This window comes from Pseudomonas sp. CBC3 (genome assembly GCF_037967085.1).
Taxonomy (GTDB): Bacteria; Pseudomonadota; Gammaproteobacteria; order Pseudomonadales; family Pseudomonadaceae; genus Stutzerimonas.
Map to the genome: position 1 here is coordinate 842,393 of NZ_JBANEO010000001.1, position 19,633 is coordinate 862,025.

The window sequence follows — 19,633 nt, forward strand, 5'->3', positions numbered from 1 at the left end:
TATGCTGTGTCAGTTGGCGGTCCGCAGGGGATTAGCGGCAAAGTAATTCAGCGCCGCCAACACTCCACTTCCCTTCAACTCAACACCGGATAACTTCATTCCCGCCTCGCAGCCACCGAGGGCCGCGATCAGAGTCAGGTCATTGCAATCACCCAAGTGACCGATACGGAACATCTTTCCCTTGGCCTTGCCGAGCCCCATGCCTAAGGAGAGATCGAAACGCTCGTAAACCAGCCGGCGAACCGCATCGGCATCTACACCTTCTGGCATTACGACGCCGGTCAGGACCGGTGAGTGGACGGCAGGGTCCAGGCACTGCACTTCCAATCCCCAGGCTTCGACAGCGGTGCGCACTCCCGCCCCCCAGCGCTGATGACGGAGAAACACGTTATCCAGGCCTTCCCCCAGGATCATGTCCAGCGCTTCGTTCAAGCCATAAAGCAGATTGGTATTGGGTGTGTACGGCCAGTAGCCAGTTTTGTTGGCCTCGACGATTTCGTCCCAGGCCCAGAAGCTTTTTGGCAATTGGGAGGTACGGCTGGCTTGAAGCGCCTTATCTGACAGCGCGTTAAAGCTGATGCCTGGCGGCAACATCAGGCCCTTCTGCGACCCTGAAATCGTGACGTCGACACCCCAGGCGTCGTGCTGATAATCGGCACAGGCCAGCCCGGAAATGGTATCGACCATCAACAGCGCCGGGTGCCCCGCCGCATCCATGGCACGTCGTACCGCAGGAATATCGCTGGTAACGCCAGTGGAGGTCTCGTTGTGAACGACGCAAACCGCTTTGATGCTGTGTCCGGTGTCCTCCCTCAGGCGCCGTTCGATCATGTCGGCCTGCACTCCAGCGCGCCAACCCTCATACCCTGGCAACCCGAGAAACTCCGGTTCCACGCCCAAGCGACGCGCCATCTTCTCCCATAGCGTGGCGAAGTGGCCGGTCTCGAACATCAGCACTTTGTCACCGGCTGACAGCGTATTCACCAGCGCCGCTTCCCAAGCGCCTGTGCCTGAAGCGGGATAAATGACAACGGGATGCACCGTTTTGAAAATCTTCTGAATCTTGCCCAGTATCTCCAGCCCCAACGCGCCGAATTCAGGACCACGGTGGTCGATAGTCGGCAGGCTCATGGCACGCAGGATGCGATCCGGTACAGGAGAAGGGCCGGGAATTTGGAGGAAATGGCGGCCAGATGGATGAAAATCGAGCTTCAACATGGGATATCTCCGTAGCCTTTCGCTATTGGTTATTTTTGTATTTTGCGTTTTGAATTCATCGTTAAATAACAAAAATCCACGCTTACCTGATGCAACCCTCCCCCCTTAATCGGCCCACTTCCTCCTCGCTGATACCAATGCCGCGAAGGATCTCGTCTGTATGCTGGGCAAAAAGCGGTGCCGGCCGACGAATCTGCAGAGGCGTGCGGGAGAACTTTGCCGGGAAACCAATCGTTTTCATTTTGCCGATCACCGGATGATCGACCTCCTGAACCATGCCCCGGGCGAGAAAATGTTCGTCTTCCATGGCTTGGGCGAAGTTATTGATCGGGCCTGCCGGGACGCCAGCCACATCACAAAGCTCAAGCCAGTGGTCCATGTTCTGTTGGGTCAGGATGTCTTCGATAACGGCTTCGAGCACTTCAACATTGCGCCCGCGGTCACTATTCGTTGCAAAGCGCGGATCATCGATCAGCTCGGGGCGTGCTATGACATCGAGGCAAAAGCGCTCCCAGGTCCGCTGGTTGGCACAACCGAGCATAAGAAAGCCGTCTTGGGTCTTGAATGCCTGATAAGGCGCGGAGACTCGGTGTCGCCACCCTGTTGGCTCCGGTACCCTCCCCTCCGAGAAATAGGCGGCTGCCTCCCAGCTGAACCACGGCAAGCCGCATTCGGTGATGGCGATATCGATATGTTGCCCTTCTCCGGTGTTCATCTTGTGAATGTATGCCGCGAGAATGGAATAGACCGCAGTGATCCCCGCGCCTATGTCATATACCGCAATACCTGTTTTTACAGGGCGTCGACCCGGCTCGCCAGTCATCGACATGAGGCCGCTCATGCCCTGCGCAACCAGATCGAAACCACCCTTGTTGCTGTATGGGCCGGTCTGCCCATAGCCGGAAATGGAGCAGTAAATGATGCCCGGATTGAGCTTTTTGATGGTCTCGTAATCGATTTGCAGAGACTGAGTCACGCCGGGGCGGTAGTTCTCCACGATTACATCGGCCTCATTGGCCAGTCGGTAAAACACGTCCTTGGCCCGCTGATCCTTCAAGTTCAGCGAAATGCTCTTCTTGTTCCGGTTGATCTGGGAGAAACAGGTGGATTCGTCATTAACGTATGGGCCCATTTGCCGGCTGTCATCGCCGCCGTTGGCCTTCTCAACCTTGATGACTTCTGCGCCCATGTCTCCCAAAACCATGGTGCAGTATGGCCCGGCCATGATCTGGGATACATCGAGTATTTTTATATTGTTCAACGGGAGCATGGAATTCCTCACTGCCGGAAATTGATCGGAAGGCTATCGCCCGGTCCATTCAAAGGATGTCTTGTGAACGAACTTGCCGACCGCTGCCTTGAAATCCTGGCTGCCGTAACAGGCCCGCACCCAGTCGTCACTGGCATCTGCGGCCGCACGTCGATGTGCGAGCACGCGATTGATGACCTCTTTCGATGCTTGAACCGTCAGCGGAGCTCGACTGGCGAATGCCTGCGCTCGGTTGTTGACTTCCTGCCTGATAGCGTCCGCGTCGAAGATTTCGTTGACCAAACCGATCAAGGCTGCTTCGGGTGCCTCGATGAACTTCGCGGCCATGAGCACTTCCTTGGTGCGCGCGACGCCTATCAAGTCCATCAAGCGTGAAACATTGGTCACGGACAGGCAGTTGCCTAGCGTCCTGGCAATCGGAACGCCGAACTTCAATGACGGCGTGCAGTAGCGAAAATCACAGGCCAAGGCAATGGCCGCGCCACCACCGACACAGAACCCTTCGAGCATGGCAATGGTAGGTTTGCGCATGGTTTCCAGGCCGGCGATGGCGCTATCGATACGGCGCTCATATGCAACACCCTGCTCGCCATCGAAACCGGTGAACTGCTTGATATCCGTACCGGCGACAAAGGCATCGCCCCCGCGGCCATGGAATATCACCGCATTCACCGCCGGGTCAGCATCTACTTGTTGGCATATAGCTGCCAGCGATTCGTACATATGCCAGGTCATGGCATTGCGGCTTTCGGGGCGATTGAATCCGACCCAAGCCACGCCTTGATCGATATGGCATTCAACGGTGCCCTGGTTCTGATCACTCATCTCTCTCATTCCTTCGGTTCGTTGCCGCCAGGTATTGGTAGCAGAAGGCTGGAAACATCAGCGCCTATCAACTGCCATACACAAAGTTGACCAGCGACATCGCAACGGCCGGGATGTAAGTGTTCATGATCAGGATTGCGAAGAGCACGCCGAGGAACCAGAGATTGGTTCGGCTGGTTGCCCAAATATCCGACTTGGCTATCGAGCAGGAAGCGATCAGAACGCTGGCTACCGGCGGTGTTTGTTGCCCGATTGCCAAATTAAGCGTGACGATCAAACCGAAGTGAATGGGGTCGATGCCAACCGCAAGAACCAGCGGCAATACAATCGGCACAACCAGAATTATCGCAGCGGCTGAGTGCAGAAAGACCCCAAGTATCAGGAAGATCACGTTCAACAACGCCAGGATTACATACTTGTTGCTGGTCCATTCGCTGATTGAGGTGGCCAACTGCTGTGGAAGCTGCGTCTCGGTCAAATAGAGGCCAACTACGGCCGAGCTTGCAACAAGGAGCATGACCACTGCAGTTTGTATACCTGCATCAAGGCATGCCTTATAGAAAGTTTTGAAGGTGAACTCCCGGTATACGAAAGCACTGATGAAAATGGCAACAACGACCGCCAGTGCGGCACCTTCTGTCGCGGTTACAATGCCACCGAAAATCCCTCCAAGAATAATTACCGGAATCGACAACGCCCAGATGGAGCTTTTGAATGCTTCCCAGAGTTTTCCTGCCCGGAACTTTCCTTCCGATGGAAAGTTGTTCTTTTTAGCCAAGTAGTAGCACATGGCGGCTAAACCCAAGGCCCCGAGAATCCCTGGAAAAATGCCGGCAACAAACATCTTGACCACTGATTCCCCAGACATAACCGCATAAAGAATCATGGGGATCGAAGGTGGCAGGATGATCGCCAGACTGGCGGCAGAGGATGAAAGAGCCGCCGAATACTCCTTGGAGTACCCCTTCTTCTTCATCGCCGGAATCATGATGCTACCAATGGCCGAAACGCCTGCTACCGCAGAGCCGGAAATTTCCGCGAAAAAGATAGAGGCGCCAATGGTCACCATCGACAGTCCACCTTTTATGAACCCCAGCATCGCTGATGCGAGATCAATGAGGCGTCGTGAAATGCTTGAAGCATTCATGATGGCACCGGCCAGGATGAACAACGGAATCGCAATCAGCGGGAAGCTGGTCGCCCCGTCGAACATCACCATGCCTATGTTGGGAAGTGCCGAGACACCATAAGTGGCGAAGGTCGCAGCGGCGCCAATGAGACCGAGCGCTACCGCGATAGGCACATTGATCAGAATGAGCACGACAAGGCCAAGAAACATATAAAGAATCGTCATTTTTTATTCTCCTGAGCGCGCGGTTCTGCGGGCTCGATGGGGTCGTTCGGAACTCAGCTTTTCGCGAGCTCAACCTCTAGCTCTTCCAGTTCATGGTCGACGAACCCAGCGCCTTTGGCGCTCGCAATGACATCGGGCAGGCGTAATAACTCGGCAAGAATGAACATCGCTGCACCAATCGGGATAACTGATTGCGTAAGCTGCAGCGAAACGTTGGTCAGGCTGACCAGCGTTGAGCCTTCGAGAATGGTCACTACCTGCATGCCGGTATATGCGAGCAGTACGAAAAAACCGATCGTGATCGCCTCTGCGATAAGTGCAATCGGCAGCCGTACCTTGGGGGAGAAGTAATTAATGACACTTGGGCAGCCTATGTGGGCGCCCTTTGCCGCAGCCAGTGCGGCTCCGTAATAGGTCAGCCAAGCCAATCCTACGGATGCAACTTCGTCGTACCAGCTAAAGGGCGAACCGACCAGGCGTGAAACAAAGCCAATTGTAACAACCGCTGCCAGCGCGATGATATTGATTACAACGATGACTTCAAGAAGCTTGAAGTAACCTTTTTTAAAAGAGCTCATCAGCTCCTCCTGATATATCGACCCTCAATTGTTCCGTGCATGACTTGCGGGATGAGCAAGTCATGCACAACGGAGATATCACCTATCAGTCGCGGAGCTGCCTTACTTTTTCCAGCATTTCTTTGCCGCCATCAACTTCCTCGGAAAACTTCGCATAAATTGCATCCGAGCCGTCAATAAACGCTTGCTGGTCGACCTCGTTGACCTCCATGCCAGCCTCTTTCATCTTTTCGACAAGGCTGTTATCGAGCTCCTCGCCTTGCTTTAGAGCAAAGTCTTCAACTTCCATCGCTGCATCCGACAGCACTGTTCTCACCTCTTCCGGCAAACGCTTCCAGCTGGCGCCTGCCACCACAAACGCCGGGGTGTAGACATGGTTGGACAAGGAAAGAAAGCGTTGAACCTCATGGAAGCGCTGCGAGTAAATCTGGACGAGCGGGTTTTCCTGGCCATCCATCGCGCCGGTCTGCAATGCAACGAAGGCTTCGGAGAGCGCCATGGGCGCAGGATTAGCGCCGTAGCCCTTGAACATTTCAACGCGCCAGATCCCGTTCGGCGTTCTTAGCTTTAGCCCTTCGAGATCTTTGGGTACTACGATCGGACGGCTGTTATTGGTGATCTGCCGGCTGCCGTTTTCCCACACGGCAATGATATTCAGGTTCCTTTTTTCCGCCGCTGTGTACATGACATCGCGCACTACTTCGTCGCGAACCTTCTTCATGTGTTCCCGATCCTTGATCAGGTACGGCATTTCGAACAGCGAGAACTCGGGGCTGACGCTGCTCATGACCGTGGAGGGCAATGCGAGATCGAGCGTGCCTAACTTGAGCTTGTTTAGCATTTGCGAATCGCTACCGAGCTGACTGGAGCCGTAAGGCACAACCTCATACCCATCCAGTTTTTCGTTAGCGATCCGAGCGAATTCGTTAGCTGTTATCTCGAATAGGGAGCCTGGCCCGCCCACATGGCCGAATTTGATTTGGGTATCAGCAGCCTGTGCTACCGAAACGCCGAGGGCCAGTACTGATGCAAGAAGCGCTTTCTTTGAGCCTTTCATGTGGATCTCCACTAATTGTTATTTTTGTTGGTACCCAACGCCGCAAAGCCCGAATTTCTTTCCCGTTCGGTCAGTTCGTTGCTGTTCTTTTGCAGCTATCGAACGGGAGAGTGACGAGTAGAACTCCCTGCATTTGCCGGGCGCGCAGCTGACTGATCAAAATGAATTCATAATTCACTTTTGGACGTTAGTCTAAGATTCGCAGCCTAGCAAATGGCTTTTCCATTAATTTCATTTTGCTTTTTCAGCGCCTAATCAGGCGCTGCGATGGCTGGCGATCAGCGGTTCTCGCAGTGATATCTGCAGCCAACACAGGTGTTCGCCGCTAAGAAGAAGGGACGTTGAAATGTGGTTCGTCGGGTTCGTCAAAGCACAGCCGGACGAGCGCGAAGACTCGTCTGGGCCGGTGTTTTTTTCCAGGCGAAAAAAAACCTCGAACTTCGTTGGGGGAGGGGGAAGTTCGAGGTTCCAAATCCGGACCGCTAGGGCGAGGTCCAGATGATCTGCCAACACTTAACACAACAAGGAGCATCGAAGGGTTTTGACACCCTCCGAAGCCTATGACTCGCCTTTTGCGTCATGAGTTCAATGAGTCAGAAAAAATATTTCGTCTCGCTTCGTCTGCGCCCCTTCAGTGCGCCTCGTCCCAGTTGTCGCCCACGCCCGCTTCCACCAACAGCGGCACGTCCAGCTCGGCGGCCTGGCTCATCAGCGGGCAGATGGCTGCGCGCACCTGCTCGACCAGATCCTCGCGCACTTCCAGCACCAGTTCGTCGTGCACCTGCAGGATCACCCGTGCATCCAGGCCGCTGTTCTGCAGCCAGTTGTCCACACTAATCATGGCGCGCTTGATGATGTCCGCCGCGGTGCCCTGCATCGGCGCATTGATCGCGGTGCGTTCGGCGCCCTTGCGCATGGCGCCGTTCTTGGAGTTGATTTCCGGCAGGTACAGCCGGCGCCCAAACAGGGTCTCCACGTAGCCCTGCTCGGCGGCCTGGGTACGGGTGCGCTCCATGTAGGCGAGCACGCCGGGGTAGCGCGCGAAGTAGCGATCGATATAGGCCTGCGCTTCGCCGCGCGCGACGTCGATCTGCTTGGCCAGGCCGAAGGCGCTCATGCCGTAGATCAGACCGAAGTTGATTGCCTTGGCGCTGCGGCGCTGGTCGTTGCTCACCTCATCCAGCGATACGCCGAAGACCTCGGCGGCGGTGGCGCGGTGGACATCCAGATCGTTCTGGAAAGCATGCAGCAACCCTTCATCCTGGGCCAGATGGGCCATGATGCGTAGTTCGATCTGCGAGTAGTCGGCGGCCAGCAGCTTGTAGCCGGGTGCCGCGACGAAAGCCTGGCGGATGCGCCGCCCTTCAGCCGTTCTGATCGGAATATTCTGCAGATTCGGGTCCGACGAGGACAACCGGCCGGTCGCCGTTACCGCCTGGTGATAGCTGGTGTGGATACGTCCCGTGCGAGGGTTGATCTGCTGCGGCAGCTTGTCGGTGTAGGTGCCCTTGAGCTTGCTCAGGGAGCGGTGCTGCATGATCACCTTGGGCAGCGGGTAATCCTTATCGGCAAGGTCAGCCAGCACACTTTCGGCGGTCGAGGGCTGGCCTCCAGCGGTCTTCGACAATACCGGACAGCCGAGCTTTTCATAGAGGATGGCGCACAGCTGTTTGGGCGAACCGAGGTTGAACTCCTCGCCAGCGATGTCATAAGCCTCACGCTCTAGAGCGACGAGTTTTTCGCCCAGCTCGACGCTCTGCAGCCCGAGCAGATTGGCGTCGACCAGCGCACCGTTGCGCTCGATACGCGCCAGCACCGGCACCAACGGCATTTCTATCTCGTTCAGTACCTTGAGCAGCGAGGGCGTGGCTTCGAGCCTTTCCATCAGTGTCTGGTGCAGGCGCAGGGTAACGTCGGCATCTTCGGCCGCGTAGGGTCCGGCCTGTTCGATGGCGATCTGGTCGAAGGTCAGCTGCTTGGCGCCCTTGCCGGCGATGTCCTCGAAGCGGATGGTGCCGCGGCCGAGATATTTCAGCGCCAGGCTGTCCATGTCGTGACGGGTCGCGGTGGCGTCCAGCACGTAGGATTCGAGCATGGTGTCGCAGCTCATGCCGCGCATTTCGATACCGTAGTGCATCAGCACGTTCATGTCGTACTTGCCGTGCTGGCAGATCTTGCGTTTGGCCGGGTCTTCCAGCAGCGGTTTGAGGGCAGCGAGCACCGCGTCACGGTCGAGCTGCTGCGGCACCCCCATATAACTGTGACACAGCGGCACGTAGGCGGCCTTGCCGGTCTCGATGGCGAATGAAACGCCCACCAGCTGTGCCTTCTGCGCATCGATGCTGGTGGTCTCGGTATCGAAGGCGAAGCAGTCGGCAGCCTGCAGACGCGCCAGCCAGGCGTCGAATTCGGGCTGCTCGAGAACAGTGTCGTACTCGGCTTCCGCCTGGATCGAGCATTCCTCAGGCGTAACTTCGCAGTTCGCCGCCTTGGCCTCGCGCAGCAGCTCGTCGAGCCACTGTTTGAATTCCAGCTCGCGGTACAGCGCGATCAACGCCTCGCGATGCGGTTCGCCCGGCATTAGATCGGCCACCTGCACATCCAGCGGCACGTCGATCTTGATCGTCGCCAGCTCATAGGACATGAACGCCGCATCGCGGTGTTCTTCGAGCTTGGCGGCCAGCGACTTGGCACCGCGAATCGGCAAATCGCAGACTTTTTCGAGGTTCTCGTAAAGCCCCTTCAGACCGCCGGGAATGCCATTGAGCAAGCCGCAGGCGGTCTTCTCGCCAACGCCGGGCACGCCGGGGATGTTGTCCACCTTGTCGCCCATCAACGCGAGGAAATCGATGATCAGCTCAGGACCGACGCCGAATTTGGTCCTGACGCCCTCGATGTCGTAAACGCTGCCGGTCATGGTGTTGACCAGCGTCACATGCGGGCAGACCAGCTGGGCCATGTCCTTGTCGCCAGTGGAGATGATCACGTCGCGGCCCAGCGCCGCACATTGGCGCGCCAAGGTGCCGATCACGTCGTCGGCCTCGACCCCGTCCACGCACAACAGCGGCATGCCGAGCGCGCGAACGCTGGCATGCAGTGGCTCGACCTGGCCACGCAGGTCATCCGGCATCGGTGGGCGATGGGATTTGTATTCGGCGAACAACGTGTCGCGGAACGTCGGCCCCTTGGCATCGAAGACCACCGCGAAGGGGCTGTCCGGATATTGTCGGCGCAGCGACAGCAGCATGTTCAGCACACCCTTCACCGCGCCGGTGGGTTTGCCGGTCGAGGTGGTCAGCGGCGGCAGGGCATGGAAGGCGCGATAGAGGTAGGACGAACCGTCCACCAGAACCAGGGGCGTTTGACTCATGAGCGGGATCAACCTTTTCGGCGGGTCCGGGGCTAGAATGCAGGGACCACTTGACGACAAAGGGCAAGGTTATCATGCGTACGCTCAAACCTCTGATGCTGGCCGGCCTGCTGGCGCTCGTGCCGCTGACCGGTTTTGCCCAGGAGTCGGTCGAGGGTGAGCCCGATGTGACCATTCGCCAGGAGGGCGACCGGACCGTTGAGGAATACCGGGTCAATGGCTTCCTCTATGCTGTGAAGATCACGCCCAAGAACGGCAAGCCCTACTTCCTGGTGCGCGCCGATGGCGATAGCAACTTCATCCGCGCCGACCGCCCGGACATGCTGATCCCTGCCTGGGAAATCTTCAGCTGGTAACGCCGCGACGACGATAACGGAAGGCCACTCATGTCGGTATTCACCCCGCTGCAATACGAAGAACTGGAAGCCTTTCTGGCGCCCTATCAACTGGGACGTCTGCAAGAGTTCGAGGGCATCGCCGCAGGCAGCGAGAACAGCAATTTCTTCGTCAGCCTGGAACAGGGCCAGTACGTTCTGACCCTGGTTGAGCGCGGGCCGACCCAGGACCTGCCGTTCTTCATCGAGCTGCTCGAGGTACTGCACCGAGCCGGCCTGCCGGTGCCCTACGCGTTACACACCCGCGACGGCGAAGCCCTGCGCAACCTGGCAGGCAAGCCGGCGCTGCTGCAACCGCGCTTGCCGGGCCGGCACGTGGCGGCGCCCAATGCCCACCACTGCACCGAAGTGGGCCGGCTGCTGGCGCGCCTGCATCTGGCGACGCGCGAACACATCCTCGAGCGACGCAGCGACCGCGGCCTGGACTGGATGCAGGAAGAAGGCCCCAGCATTGCCATGGGATTGCCGGAGAACCAGCTACCGCTACTGCGCGAAAGCCTGACGGAAATCGCCGAGCTGAAGCCGAATATCCTCGCCTTGCCCCGCGCCAACCTGCACGCCGATCTGTTCCGCGACAATGTGCTCTTCGAGGGGGGTCACCTGACCGGCGTGATCGACTTCTATAACGCCTGCTCCGGGCCGATGCTCTACGACATCGCCATCACGGTTAACGACTGGTGCAGCCACCCCAACGGCGAGCTCGACGATGAACGCAGCCAGGCATTGCTCGCCGCCTACTCCAGCCTGCGCCGCTTCACCCCGGCCGAGGCTGAGCTATGGCAGCCGATGCTGCGCGTGGCCGGCGTGCGGTTCTGGCTCTCGCGCCTGATCGCCGCGCAGAACTTCGCCGGGCAACCCGTGCTGATCAAGGACCCTGAAGAATTCCGCCGCCTGCTCGCCGCCCGCCGACAATGCCATAGCGCATTGCCGTTTGCGCTCTAATAGCCAGGCCAAGAGGTTGAACACGGCGGAACACCGCGACCGCAAGGAATCGCCGGACCCACACGCATCGAAGATCTGGCCGAACTGAAGCAGTCATGTACCGAAGCCCGGGGTGGATCTCCGAACGTTGGATACTTGGCTGGCACATCAATTCGCAGTGAACCCAGCGCCATAGCGGGTCCTTCTACTATTGACGCCGACCAGCTCCCAAAAACAGCGGCGCACCGCTGAGCCTACTTGCCACGCGCCCTGTTTTTCCCCAAAGTCCGGCTCCGATTGATCGCGCTTCGCCGCTTGCACAATCATTCGCGCACACCATGCCCTACATCGAAAGGAATCGATGATGCTTTCCATCTATCAGCTCAAGCCACGCTTCCAGGATCTGTTGCGCCCATTGGTGCAGCGCCTCCACGCGCTCGGCATTACCGCCAACCAGGTCACCATCGCCGCCCTCGTGCTGTCGCTACTGGTCGCTGGCGTCGTCGCGCTGTGGGTGGAGCTCGCCTGGCTTTTCGCCTTGATCCCCGTCTGGATGCTCCTGCGCATGGCGCTCAATGCCATCGACGGGATGCTGGCCCGCGAATTCGGCCAGCAGTCCCGGTTGGGCGCCTATCTCAACGAGCTCTGCGATGTGGTCGCGGACAGCGCCCTCTACCTTCCTTTCGCCCTGTTGCCAGGCGTTTCGGCGATGGCCGTGGTGCTGGTCGTCCTGCTGGCGCTGTTCAGTGAGTACGCCGGCGTATTGGGTCCGATGGTGGGCGCCTCGCGCCGCTACGACGGCCCCATGGGCAAAAGCGATCGCGCCTTTGCCTTCGGCGTGCTGGCCGCTGGCGTGGCCTGCGGCTGGTTGCCCGCAAGCTGGATCAATGGCGCATTGCTGCTGATAGCCGCCCTTGCGCTGTACACGCTGATCAACCGTGTACGCCAGGGATTGAACGAAACGGCGGCCTGATTTCTCGCAAGTTGCTCATTGCGCTCAGCTCTGCGCCCCGTCAACCGTCAATGCCCCCGAGGAACCATAGATGCTCGGCTACCTGTCCGCTTTCCTTCTCACCTCCGCGGCGCGCCTGCTCACCGGCACGCGCAGTCTCTGGCTAGGCTGCGCGCCAACCCGCACCCAGCGTATCTATTTCGCCAACCACACCAGCCACGGCGACTTCGTGCTGCTCTGGGCCTCCCTGCCGCCCGACCTGCGCAAACGAACCCGACCGGTAGCCGGTGCGGATTACTGGCAGAAGGGACAGATGCGCCGCTTCATCATCAATCGCGTGTTTCACGGCGTGCTGGTCGACCGTGAGCGGCGCGACCCGTTGGTCGATCCGTTGCAGCCGATGCTCGATGCATTGGATGAAGGGCATTCGTTGATCCTGTTTCCGGAGGGCACACGCAATCTCGAAGAGGGGCTGCTGCCGTTCAAGGGCGGGCTCTACCGTCTCGGCCAGGCGCGACCCGAGGTGGAGCTGGTGCCGGTATGGATCGCCAATCTCAACCGCGTGATGCCGAAGGGCCGCTCGCTGCCCTTGCCGCTGCTGTGCACGGTCAGTTTCGGCGCGCCGCTGAGCATCGACGAGAACGAAGACAAGGACGCTTTCCTGACCCGCGCCTGCGAGGCGCTGCTGGAACTGGCGCCGGAGGAAGCCTGACATGGACAACAACACACTCATGCTGTTCGCCGGAATCGGCGCCCTGCTCGCCCTGGCCTCGCTGATCGGCTTCGTACTCAAGCGCCGCAGTGGCGACGCCGAGAACCCGGTAGTCGACAACCTCAACGCGCGCATCAACGCCTGGTGGGTGATGGTCGCGGTGATCGGCATCGCCTTCTGGCTCGGGCACACGGCGGTGGTGATCCTTTTTTATCTGGTTTCCTTCTTCGCCCTGCGCGAGTTCATGACCCTGGCACCGACCCGGCGCAGCGATTATCCGGCATTGGTCGCGGCGTTCTATTTCGTGCTGCCGGTGCAATACCTGCTGGTCGGTATCGGCTGGTACGGCCTGTTCGCGATCTTCATTCCGGTGTACATCTTCCTGCTGTTGCCGATCCTCGCCTCGCTGGGCGGCGACACCACGCGCTATCTTGAGCGTGCCTCGAAGGTGCAATGGGGCCTGATGATCGCGGTGTTCTGCGTGTCGCATGTGCCGGCGCTGCTGACGCTGGAAATCGCCGGTTTCGAAGGCCGCAACCTGTTGCTGATCGCCTGGCTGGTGATGGTGGTGCAACTCTCCGACGTGCTGCAGTACGTCTGCGGCAAGCTCGCCGGCAAGCGCAAGATCGCGCCCAACCTGTCGCCATCGAAAACCGTTGAAGGCTTCGTTGGCGGCATCGCGCTGGCAACGCTGATCGGCGCGGCGCTGTTCTGGATCACGCCTTTCACCTTCTGGCAGGCGGCGCTGATCGCACTGCTGCTGAACCTGCTGGGCTTCTTCGGCGGGCTGGTGATGTCGGCGATCAAGCGCGACCGTGGCGTGAAGGACTGGGGGCACATGATCGAAGGGCACGGCGGCATGCTCGACCGCCTCGACTCGGTATGCTTCGCCGCGCCGATTTTTTTCCACACGGTGCGTTATTGGTGGGCGTGAGCCGCAGCACCCCGCTGCCGTGACGAAACAGACTAAGGCGGCGCAGTCCAACTGCGCCGACACTGTCGAACCGTCCGGTGGCCAGACGCGCCGGATGCATACCAACCAACTCAACCGATGGCTAATCGTGCGGAACCTTTCTCGTGTCCTGGGCGTCAAGTGAACCCCGCCATGCGCGCCGCTGCGGCAGGTGTAAGATGGCCGGTCTCAGCTGGCTGACGTCGTGGCGATCTGAAAGCAGGCATTGCCACTGAAGAAGCTGGCGCGATGCTAGCCTGGACGATTGCACTGTGCGCGACCACACCGCGCTGCGCTTACCAACCTGATGCACCTGACCTGCCTGGCTCGGTGGCATTGTTTTCAGGGAACAGAACGAATGACCTCACGCTATGTAATCAATGCCTCGGTAGCCCCCAAGGGCAGCCTGGAAACACTGTCCCAGCGAGAAGTACAACAGCTCAGCGAAGCCAGTTCGGGCAGCACCTATACGCTATTCCGTCAGTGCGCCCTGGCGATCCTCAACACCGGCGCGCGCATCGACAACGCCAAGACCATCCTGGAGGCCTACGACGACTTTGAGGTCCGCATTCATCAGCAGGACCGCGGCGTCCGCCTGGAGCTGATCAACGCGCCCGCCGATGCCTTCGTCGATGGGCAGATGATCGCCAGCACGCGCGAAATGCTCTTCAGCGCACTACGTGACATCGTCTACACCGAGAGCGAACTGGGCAGCTCGCGCATCGACCTGAGCAGTTCCGCCGGCATCACCGACTACGTCTTCCACCTGCTGCGTAATGCACGCACCCTGCGCTCCGGCATCGAGCCGAACATGGTGGTGTGCTGGGGCGGGCATTCGATCAGCACCGAGGAATACCAGTACAGCAAGCGTGTCGGCCACGAGCTGGGCCTGCGCAACCTGAACATCTGCACCGGTTGCGGCCCAGGCGTGATGAAAGGCCCGATGAAGGGCGCAACCATCGCCCATGCCAAACAGCGCATCGTCAGCGGCCGCTATCTGGGCCTAACCGAGCCGGGCATCATTGCCGCCGAAGCGCCGAACCCGATCGTCAATGAACTAGTGATCCTGCCGGATATCGAGAAGCGTCTGGAGGCCTTCGTCCGTGTCGGCCACGGCATCATCATCTTCCCCGGCGGTGTCGGCACGGCGGAGGAATTCCTTTATCTGCTGGGTATTCTGCTGCATCCGGACAACCGCGACGTGCCCTTCCCGGTCATCCTCACCGGTCCGGAAAGCGCCGCGCCCTACCTGCAGCAGCTACGCGATTTCGTCGGCGCGACACTCGGCGAAGAAGCCCAGCGCCACTATCAGATCGTCATCGACGACCCGGCCGAGGTGGCCCGGCAGATGGTCGAGGGGCTGAAAGCCGTCAAGCAGTTCCGTCGCGAACGCAACGACGCCTTCCACTTCAACTGGCTGCTGAAGATCGACGAAGGTTTCCAGCATCCGTTCGACCCGACCCACGAGAACATGGCCAGCCTGCGCCTGACCCGCGACGTACCGCCCCATGAATTGGCGGCGAACCTGCGCCGGGCGTTCTCCGGCATCGTTGCCGGTAATGTGAAGGACAAGGGTATCCGCCGCATCGAAAAGTTCGGCCGTTACGAGATCCACGGCGACGCGGCGATCATGAAACCGTTGGACGAGTTGCTGCAGGCGTTCGTCCTGCAGCATCGGATGAAGCTACCCGGCGGACGCCCTTACGAGCCGTGCTATCGGGTGGTGAGCTGAAGGCGCAGCCCCGCCCCAAGGCCCGAGCCAGGGGCGAAGTGTTTTCTAACGTATAAGCGCGCTTTTGTGGGAGAGGTCCGCCTCCGCGGCGGGCCTTCCATTTCCGGCGGTGGCATTGGCGAGCTTGTCGCAACCACCGCAGGGATGACAGCGGGTTCGTATGCCCGCTACTAGCTGAACGTACGCCCGCTCATCCGCACTTCGAATTCCCGCAATTCAAACACGTAGCGCAGCCATCCATCTGCACCACCGCCTGGGTGTTGCACTTGTTGCAAAGTTGCGCGCCAGCCGGGAAGCCTTCGCCCGGCTCGACCGCCACCGCGCCCTGGCTGGCTTCGTAGGCGGCGCGTTTCTCAGCCAGGTATTTGAGCTGGGTTTCGTCCAGCGCGTGACCTTCGAGCATGCCGATGGCTATCAAATGGCGCTCCAGCACGCCGCCGATTTCGGCGACGATGGACGGCATGTAAACGCCGCCCTTCTTCAGGTAGCCGCCACGCGGGTCGAATACTGCTTTCAGCTCCTCGACCAAAAAGGTGCAGTCGCCGCCCTTGCGGAACACCGCGGACATGATCCGGGTGAGCGCGACGATCCACTGGAAATGATCCATGTTCTTCGAATTGATGAAGATCTCGAACGGCCGGCGCTGCTCGTGGGGCGTACCGGCGTTGAGCACGACATCATTAACGGTGACGTAGAGCGCGTGCTCGAACAGCGGCGACTTGATCTTGTAGGTCATGCCGACCAGCGTTTCTGGGCGTTGCAGACTTTCGTCCATCTCCACCACCTTCGCCTTGCTGGCGTTGCTGTCGGGCGTTACGGCGGGGCGTTCGAGGGTCTCATCGACAACCTTGAAGCCCTTGATGCGCTGAGTAATCTTGACGGTCATTACAGGTTCTCCATCCGGGCGGCGCGCGCCGCCCGGCTACTGGTCGGGGCTCAATACTTGCCGTAATAGCCTTCTTTGAGGGCATCGAACAGGTTGGCGGCGGAATTGACCTCGCCGTCGTATTCGACCTCTTCATTTCCTTTCAACTCGACCACGCTGCCGTCTTCGAGAACGAAGCGATAAAGGGTCTTTTCCAGGTCGGCTTCCTTGACCAGCACGCCCTGAAACGCCGCCGGGTTGAAGCGGAAGGTGGTGCAACCCTTGAGGCCTTGGCGCCAGGCGTAGCGGTAGATGTCCTTGAAGGCCTCGAACGGATAGTCGGTGGGCACGTTGGCAGTCTTGGAAATCGACGAGTCGACCCACTTCTGCGCGGCCGCCTGAATGTCGACATGCTGAGTCGGGGTGATGTCGTCGGCGGTGATGAAGTAGTCGGGCAGCTTCTCGCCCGGCACGTCGGAACCCGGCTTGGCTCGCTCGTTGATCAAAGTGCGATAGGCCAGCAACTCATAGCTGAACACCTCGATCTTTTTCTTCGCCTTGCGTCCGGCGCGGATCAGGTTGCGCGAGTAATGATGGGCGAAGCTCGGCTCAATGCCGTTGGAGGCGTTGTTGGCCAGGCTCAGGCTGATGGTGCCGGTGGGCGCGATGGAGCTGTGATGAGTGAAGCGCGCGCCCTGCTCGGCCAGCGCCTCGATCAGCTCGGGCGCATATTCGGCGATCTTCTGCATGTAACGCGAATACTTGGCGTGCAGCACGCGACCCGGCACCTGGTCGCCGGCCTTGTAACCGTGCTTCTTCATTTCCGGGCGCTTGCGCAGCATCTCGGCGGTGACTTCAAAGGTCTCGGCAAGCAGGGGCGCCGGCCCCTTCTCCTTCGACAGTTCGAGCGCCTCTTCCCAGCCGACCAGCGCCATTTCGCGCGCGACTTCTTCGGTAAATACGCAGGCTTCCGGGCTGCCGTAACGCAGTTTGAGCAGCGTCAGGGTCGAGCCGAGGCCGAGGAAGCCCATACCGTGACGGCGCTTCTGCTCGATCTCGTGACGCTGCTGCGGCAACGGCAGGCCATTGATTTCCACGACATTGTCGAGCATGCGGGTGAACAGACGCACCACTTCGCGGTATTTGTCCCAGTCGAAACGGGCATCGGCACCGAATGGATCAATCACGAAGTTGGTCAGGTTGATCGAACCCAGCAGGCAGGACCCATAGGGCGGCAATGGTTGCTCGCCACAGGGATTGGTCGCGCGGATCGCCTCGCACCACCAGTTGTTGTTCAACTGGTTGACGCGGTCGATGAGGATGAAGCCCGGCTCGGCGTAGTCGTAGGTGGAGACCATGATCATGTCCCACAGGTGCCGCGCCTTGACCCGGCCGTAGATCTTGCAGGCGACTAGGCCATCGTCGCGGACGATGTAGCCCTCGTGGCTCGGCCACTCGCGCCAGACGATCTGCTCGGGGTCGTCCAGATCCAGCTCGGCCTTTTCCTTGAGGTGCAGCGGGAAGATCAGCGGCCACTCGGCGTCGTTTTCCACCGCCTGCATGAATTCATCGGTGATCAGCAGGCTGAGGTTGAACTGGCGCAGGCGGCCGTCTTCGCGCTTGGCACGGATGAATTCGCGCACGTCCGGATGGCCGACGTCGAAAGTGCCCATCTGCGCGCCGCGACGACCACCGGCGGAGCTGACGGTGAAACACATCTTGTCGAAGATATCCATGAACGACAGCGGCCCGCTGGTATGCGCGCCAGCCCCGGAAACGAAGGAGCCGCGCGGGCGCAGGGTGCTGAATTCATAACCGATGCCGCAGCCGGCCTTGAGCGTCAGCCCGGCCTCGTGGACCTTGCCGAGGATCTGGTCCATCGAATCGTCGATGGTGCCAGAAACAGTGCAGTTGATAGTCGAGGTGGCCGGCTTGTAGTCCTGCGCGCCGGCGTTGGAAATGATCCGCCCCGCCGGGATGGCGCCGTTGCGCAGTGCCCACAGGAAGCGCTCGTACCAGTGCTCGCGCTTATCTTGCGACTCGACGTCCGCCAAGGCACGGGCGACCCGCTGCCAGGTGGCGTCGACGCTGTCGTCGACGGGCGTACCGTCCTTGTCGGTCAGGCGGTACTTCTGCGCCCAGATATCCTCGGAAGCCGCCTGCAGGGCGATTCCGGCGGCGGTTTTACTGTCTGCCGTAATCGGCCCGTCGGTCTTCGCCATGCTGCGCATCCTCATGCAAATGGGAAAAGACGCAAGCTTAAGCCAGCACGGCAGGACTTGGGATGACATTCATCAAGTTGCCGATGCCCGAGGGCTATTCCTGACCGGTGGCGCTTGGGATTACGCTAACCCGGTTAGAGCAAATTGTCTTGGCTGCCAATTACTTACAGACTTTCCAAACAGACGGCGAGCGACATCCCGAGATCTTCGATCAGACGCTCGTAGCCGCCAGCGGTGGCTTCGATGCCCTGACCCATGGCGTCCAGCTCGGCGACCTGTACCGGTAATTCACGGATCAAGCTGTCGGCCAGACGTGGACGGATCGGCGGCTCATAAAATACGCAGCTGGGGCCGGCTTGCTCCAGGCGCTGACGCATCTCGGCGACGTGACGCGCCCCCGGCTGGGCCTCGCCAGCGGCGAACACACCGGTATGCGCGAGGCCATAGGCTGCTTCGAAATAGTCGTAGGCTTCATGAAAGACGAAGAAGGGCTTTTTACCGGTATCGCTTAGCCGCTTCGTCAGGCGCTGATCGAGCGCGTCCAAACGCTGTCGGAACCCCTCGAGATTCGCCTGATAATGCGCTGCGTTGGCTGGATCGACGGCCGCCAGCTTGTCGGCCATGTTCGCGGCTATGACCAAGGCATTGGCCGGCAACAGCCAGAGGTGAGCATCGAGACTGCCGGGGCGGTGCGCATGATCATGGTGGCCGCCAGCCGCGTGAGCTTCATGTGCATCGTGATCATGATTGTCGGCTTCGTGCGCATGCTCGTCATGACCATGGTGGGACTCGGCATGCTCATCACCGAAATGACGCAACGTCAGCCCCGGCAGCGACTGCGCAGCAACGCTCGGCCCTTCGCGGCCTTTCAGCACCGGTTCCAGGAAAGCTTCCATATCCGGACCAATCCAATAAAACAGATCGGCACTGCGAATCTGCCGTACGTCGGATGGCCGCAGCGCGTAATGATGAGCAGAGGCGCCCGCCGGAAGCAGCACCTGCGGTTCGCCCACGCCGTCCTGGATAGCCGCAGCGATCAGCTGCAGAGGCTTGATGCTGGTGACAAGAGCCACCTCGGCGCGGGCCGGCGCACTGCCGAGAAAGATGAGAGTTACAAGTAAAGGCAACGAAAAAAGGCGAAACACGGGCAACACTCGGCTAGTTCGAATGGGTAACATAATAACGTCTCTCCAAAGCCTCGTCTTCGCCT

16 protein-coding genes are annotated in these 19,633 nt (G+C 59.6%); 6 read left to right on the forward strand and 10 right to left on the reverse strand.

The genetic code is table 11. The features are described from left to right. Positions 1 to 9 precede the first annotated feature (9 nt). The 7 genes from V6943_RS03810 to polA all read right to left on the reverse strand — a co-directional run bounded on the left by V6943_RS03810 (position 10) and on the right by polA (position 9,672). Positions 10 to 1,290 carry a pyridoxal-phosphate-dependent aminotransferase family protein gene (locus V6943_RS03810; RefSeq protein WP_340552644.1) on the reverse strand — a complete coding sequence of 427 codons (1,281 nt, stop codon included), beginning with the start codon at positions 1,288 to 1,290 and terminating at the stop codon, positions 10 to 12. Between the two features lie 10 nt (positions 1,291 to 1,300). Continuing rightward, positions 1,301 to 2,488, reverse strand: a complete 1,188-nt coding sequence (locus V6943_RS03815) for a CaiB/BaiF CoA transferase family protein (protein ID WP_131649283.1) — start codon at positions 2,486 to 2,488, stop codon at positions 1,301 to 1,303. Positions 2,489 to 2,521: 33 nt separating this feature from the next. Next, positions 2,522 to 3,313 (reverse strand): enoyl-CoA hydratase/isomerase family protein, encoded by a 792-nt coding sequence (locus tag V6943_RS03820; protein WP_131649281.1) that lies wholly within the window; start codon positions 3,311 to 3,313, stop codon positions 2,522 to 2,524. Between the two features lie 67 nt (positions 3,314 to 3,380). Continuing rightward, positions 3,381 to 4,667 carry a TRAP transporter large permease gene (locus tag V6943_RS03825; protein WP_181099290.1) on the reverse strand — a complete coding sequence of 429 codons (1,287 nt, stop codon included), beginning with the start codon at positions 4,665 to 4,667 and terminating at the stop codon, positions 3,381 to 3,383. 53 nt (positions 4,668 to 4,720) lie between these two features. Then, a complete protein-coding gene (locus tag V6943_RS03830) occupies positions 4,721 to 5,245 on the reverse strand; it encodes a TRAP transporter small permease (RefSeq protein WP_131649279.1) in 525 nt (174 codons plus the stop codon). An 85-nt stretch (positions 5,246 to 5,330) separates the two neighbouring features. After that, positions 5,331 to 6,302: a TRAP transporter substrate-binding protein gene (locus tag V6943_RS03835; RefSeq protein WP_131649277.1), complete on the reverse strand. Its 972-nt coding sequence runs from the start codon at positions 6,300 to 6,302 to the stop codon at positions 5,331 to 5,333. A 631-nt stretch (positions 6,303 to 6,933) separates the two neighbouring features. Continuing rightward, positions 6,934 to 9,672: a DNA polymerase I gene (gene polA / locus V6943_RS03840; protein ID WP_340552645.1), complete on the reverse strand. Its 2,739-nt coding sequence runs from the start codon at positions 9,670 to 9,672 to the stop codon at positions 6,934 to 6,936. Between the two features lie 74 nt (positions 9,673 to 9,746). Here polA and V6943_RS03845 point away from each other — a divergent pair, with 74 nt between their 5' ends. From V6943_RS03845 to ppnN, 6 genes are all read left to right on the forward strand, one after another. Beyond that, the gene (locus V6943_RS03845; protein WP_181099288.1) at positions 9,747 to 10,028 is read left to right on the forward strand and encodes a DUF2782 domain-containing protein; all 282 of its coding nucleotides are present in this window, start codon (positions 9,747 to 9,749) and stop codon (positions 10,026 to 10,028) included. A gap of 30 nt (positions 10,029 to 10,058) precedes the next feature. Continuing rightward, the gene (locus V6943_RS03850) at positions 10,059 to 11,009 is read left to right on the forward strand and encodes a homoserine kinase (protein ID WP_340552646.1); all 951 of its coding nucleotides are present in this window, start codon (positions 10,059 to 10,061) and stop codon (positions 11,007 to 11,009) included. Positions 11,010 to 11,352: 343 nt separating this feature from the next. Then, a complete protein-coding gene (locus tag V6943_RS03855) occupies positions 11,353 to 11,961 on the forward strand; it encodes a CDP-alcohol phosphatidyltransferase family protein (protein ID WP_340552647.1) in 609 nt (202 codons plus the stop codon). Between the two features lie 70 nt (positions 11,962 to 12,031). Then, positions 12,032 to 12,652: a lysophospholipid acyltransferase family protein gene (locus V6943_RS03860; protein WP_340552648.1), complete on the forward strand. Its 621-nt coding sequence runs from the start codon at positions 12,032 to 12,034 to the stop codon at positions 12,650 to 12,652. Position 12,653: 1 nt separating this feature from the next. Beyond that, the gene (locus tag V6943_RS03865) at positions 12,654 to 13,586 is read left to right on the forward strand and encodes a phosphatidate cytidylyltransferase (RefSeq protein WP_181099282.1); all 933 of its coding nucleotides are present in this window, start codon (positions 12,654 to 12,656) and stop codon (positions 13,584 to 13,586) included. 376 nt (positions 13,587 to 13,962) lie between these two features. Continuing rightward, positions 13,963 to 15,336 (forward strand): nucleotide 5'-monophosphate nucleosidase PpnN, encoded by a 1,374-nt coding sequence (gene ppnN / locus V6943_RS03870; RefSeq protein ID WP_131649265.1) that lies wholly within the window; start codon positions 13,963 to 13,965, stop codon positions 15,334 to 15,336. 190 nt (positions 15,337 to 15,526) lie between these two features. Here ppnN and V6943_RS03875 read toward each other — a convergent pair whose 3' ends face one another. The 3 genes from V6943_RS03875 to V6943_RS03885 form a co-directional block, all read right to left on the reverse strand. Continuing rightward, complete coding sequence (locus V6943_RS03875) at positions 15,527 to 16,222, reverse strand: TSCPD domain-containing protein (protein WP_131649263.1); 696 nt, start codon at positions 16,220 to 16,222, stop codon at positions 15,527 to 15,529. Between the two features lie 50 nt (positions 16,223 to 16,272). Further along, a complete protein-coding gene (locus tag V6943_RS03880) occupies positions 16,273 to 18,423 on the reverse strand; it encodes an adenosylcobalamin-dependent ribonucleoside-diphosphate reductase (RefSeq protein WP_340552649.1) in 2,151 nt (716 codons plus the stop codon). A gap of 164 nt (positions 18,424 to 18,587) precedes the next feature. After that, positions 18,588 to 19,601, reverse strand: a complete 1,014-nt coding sequence (locus V6943_RS03885; RefSeq protein WP_445324107.1) for a zinc ABC transporter substrate-binding protein — start codon at positions 19,599 to 19,601, stop codon at positions 18,588 to 18,590. Positions 19,602 to 19,633 lie beyond the last annotated feature (32 nt).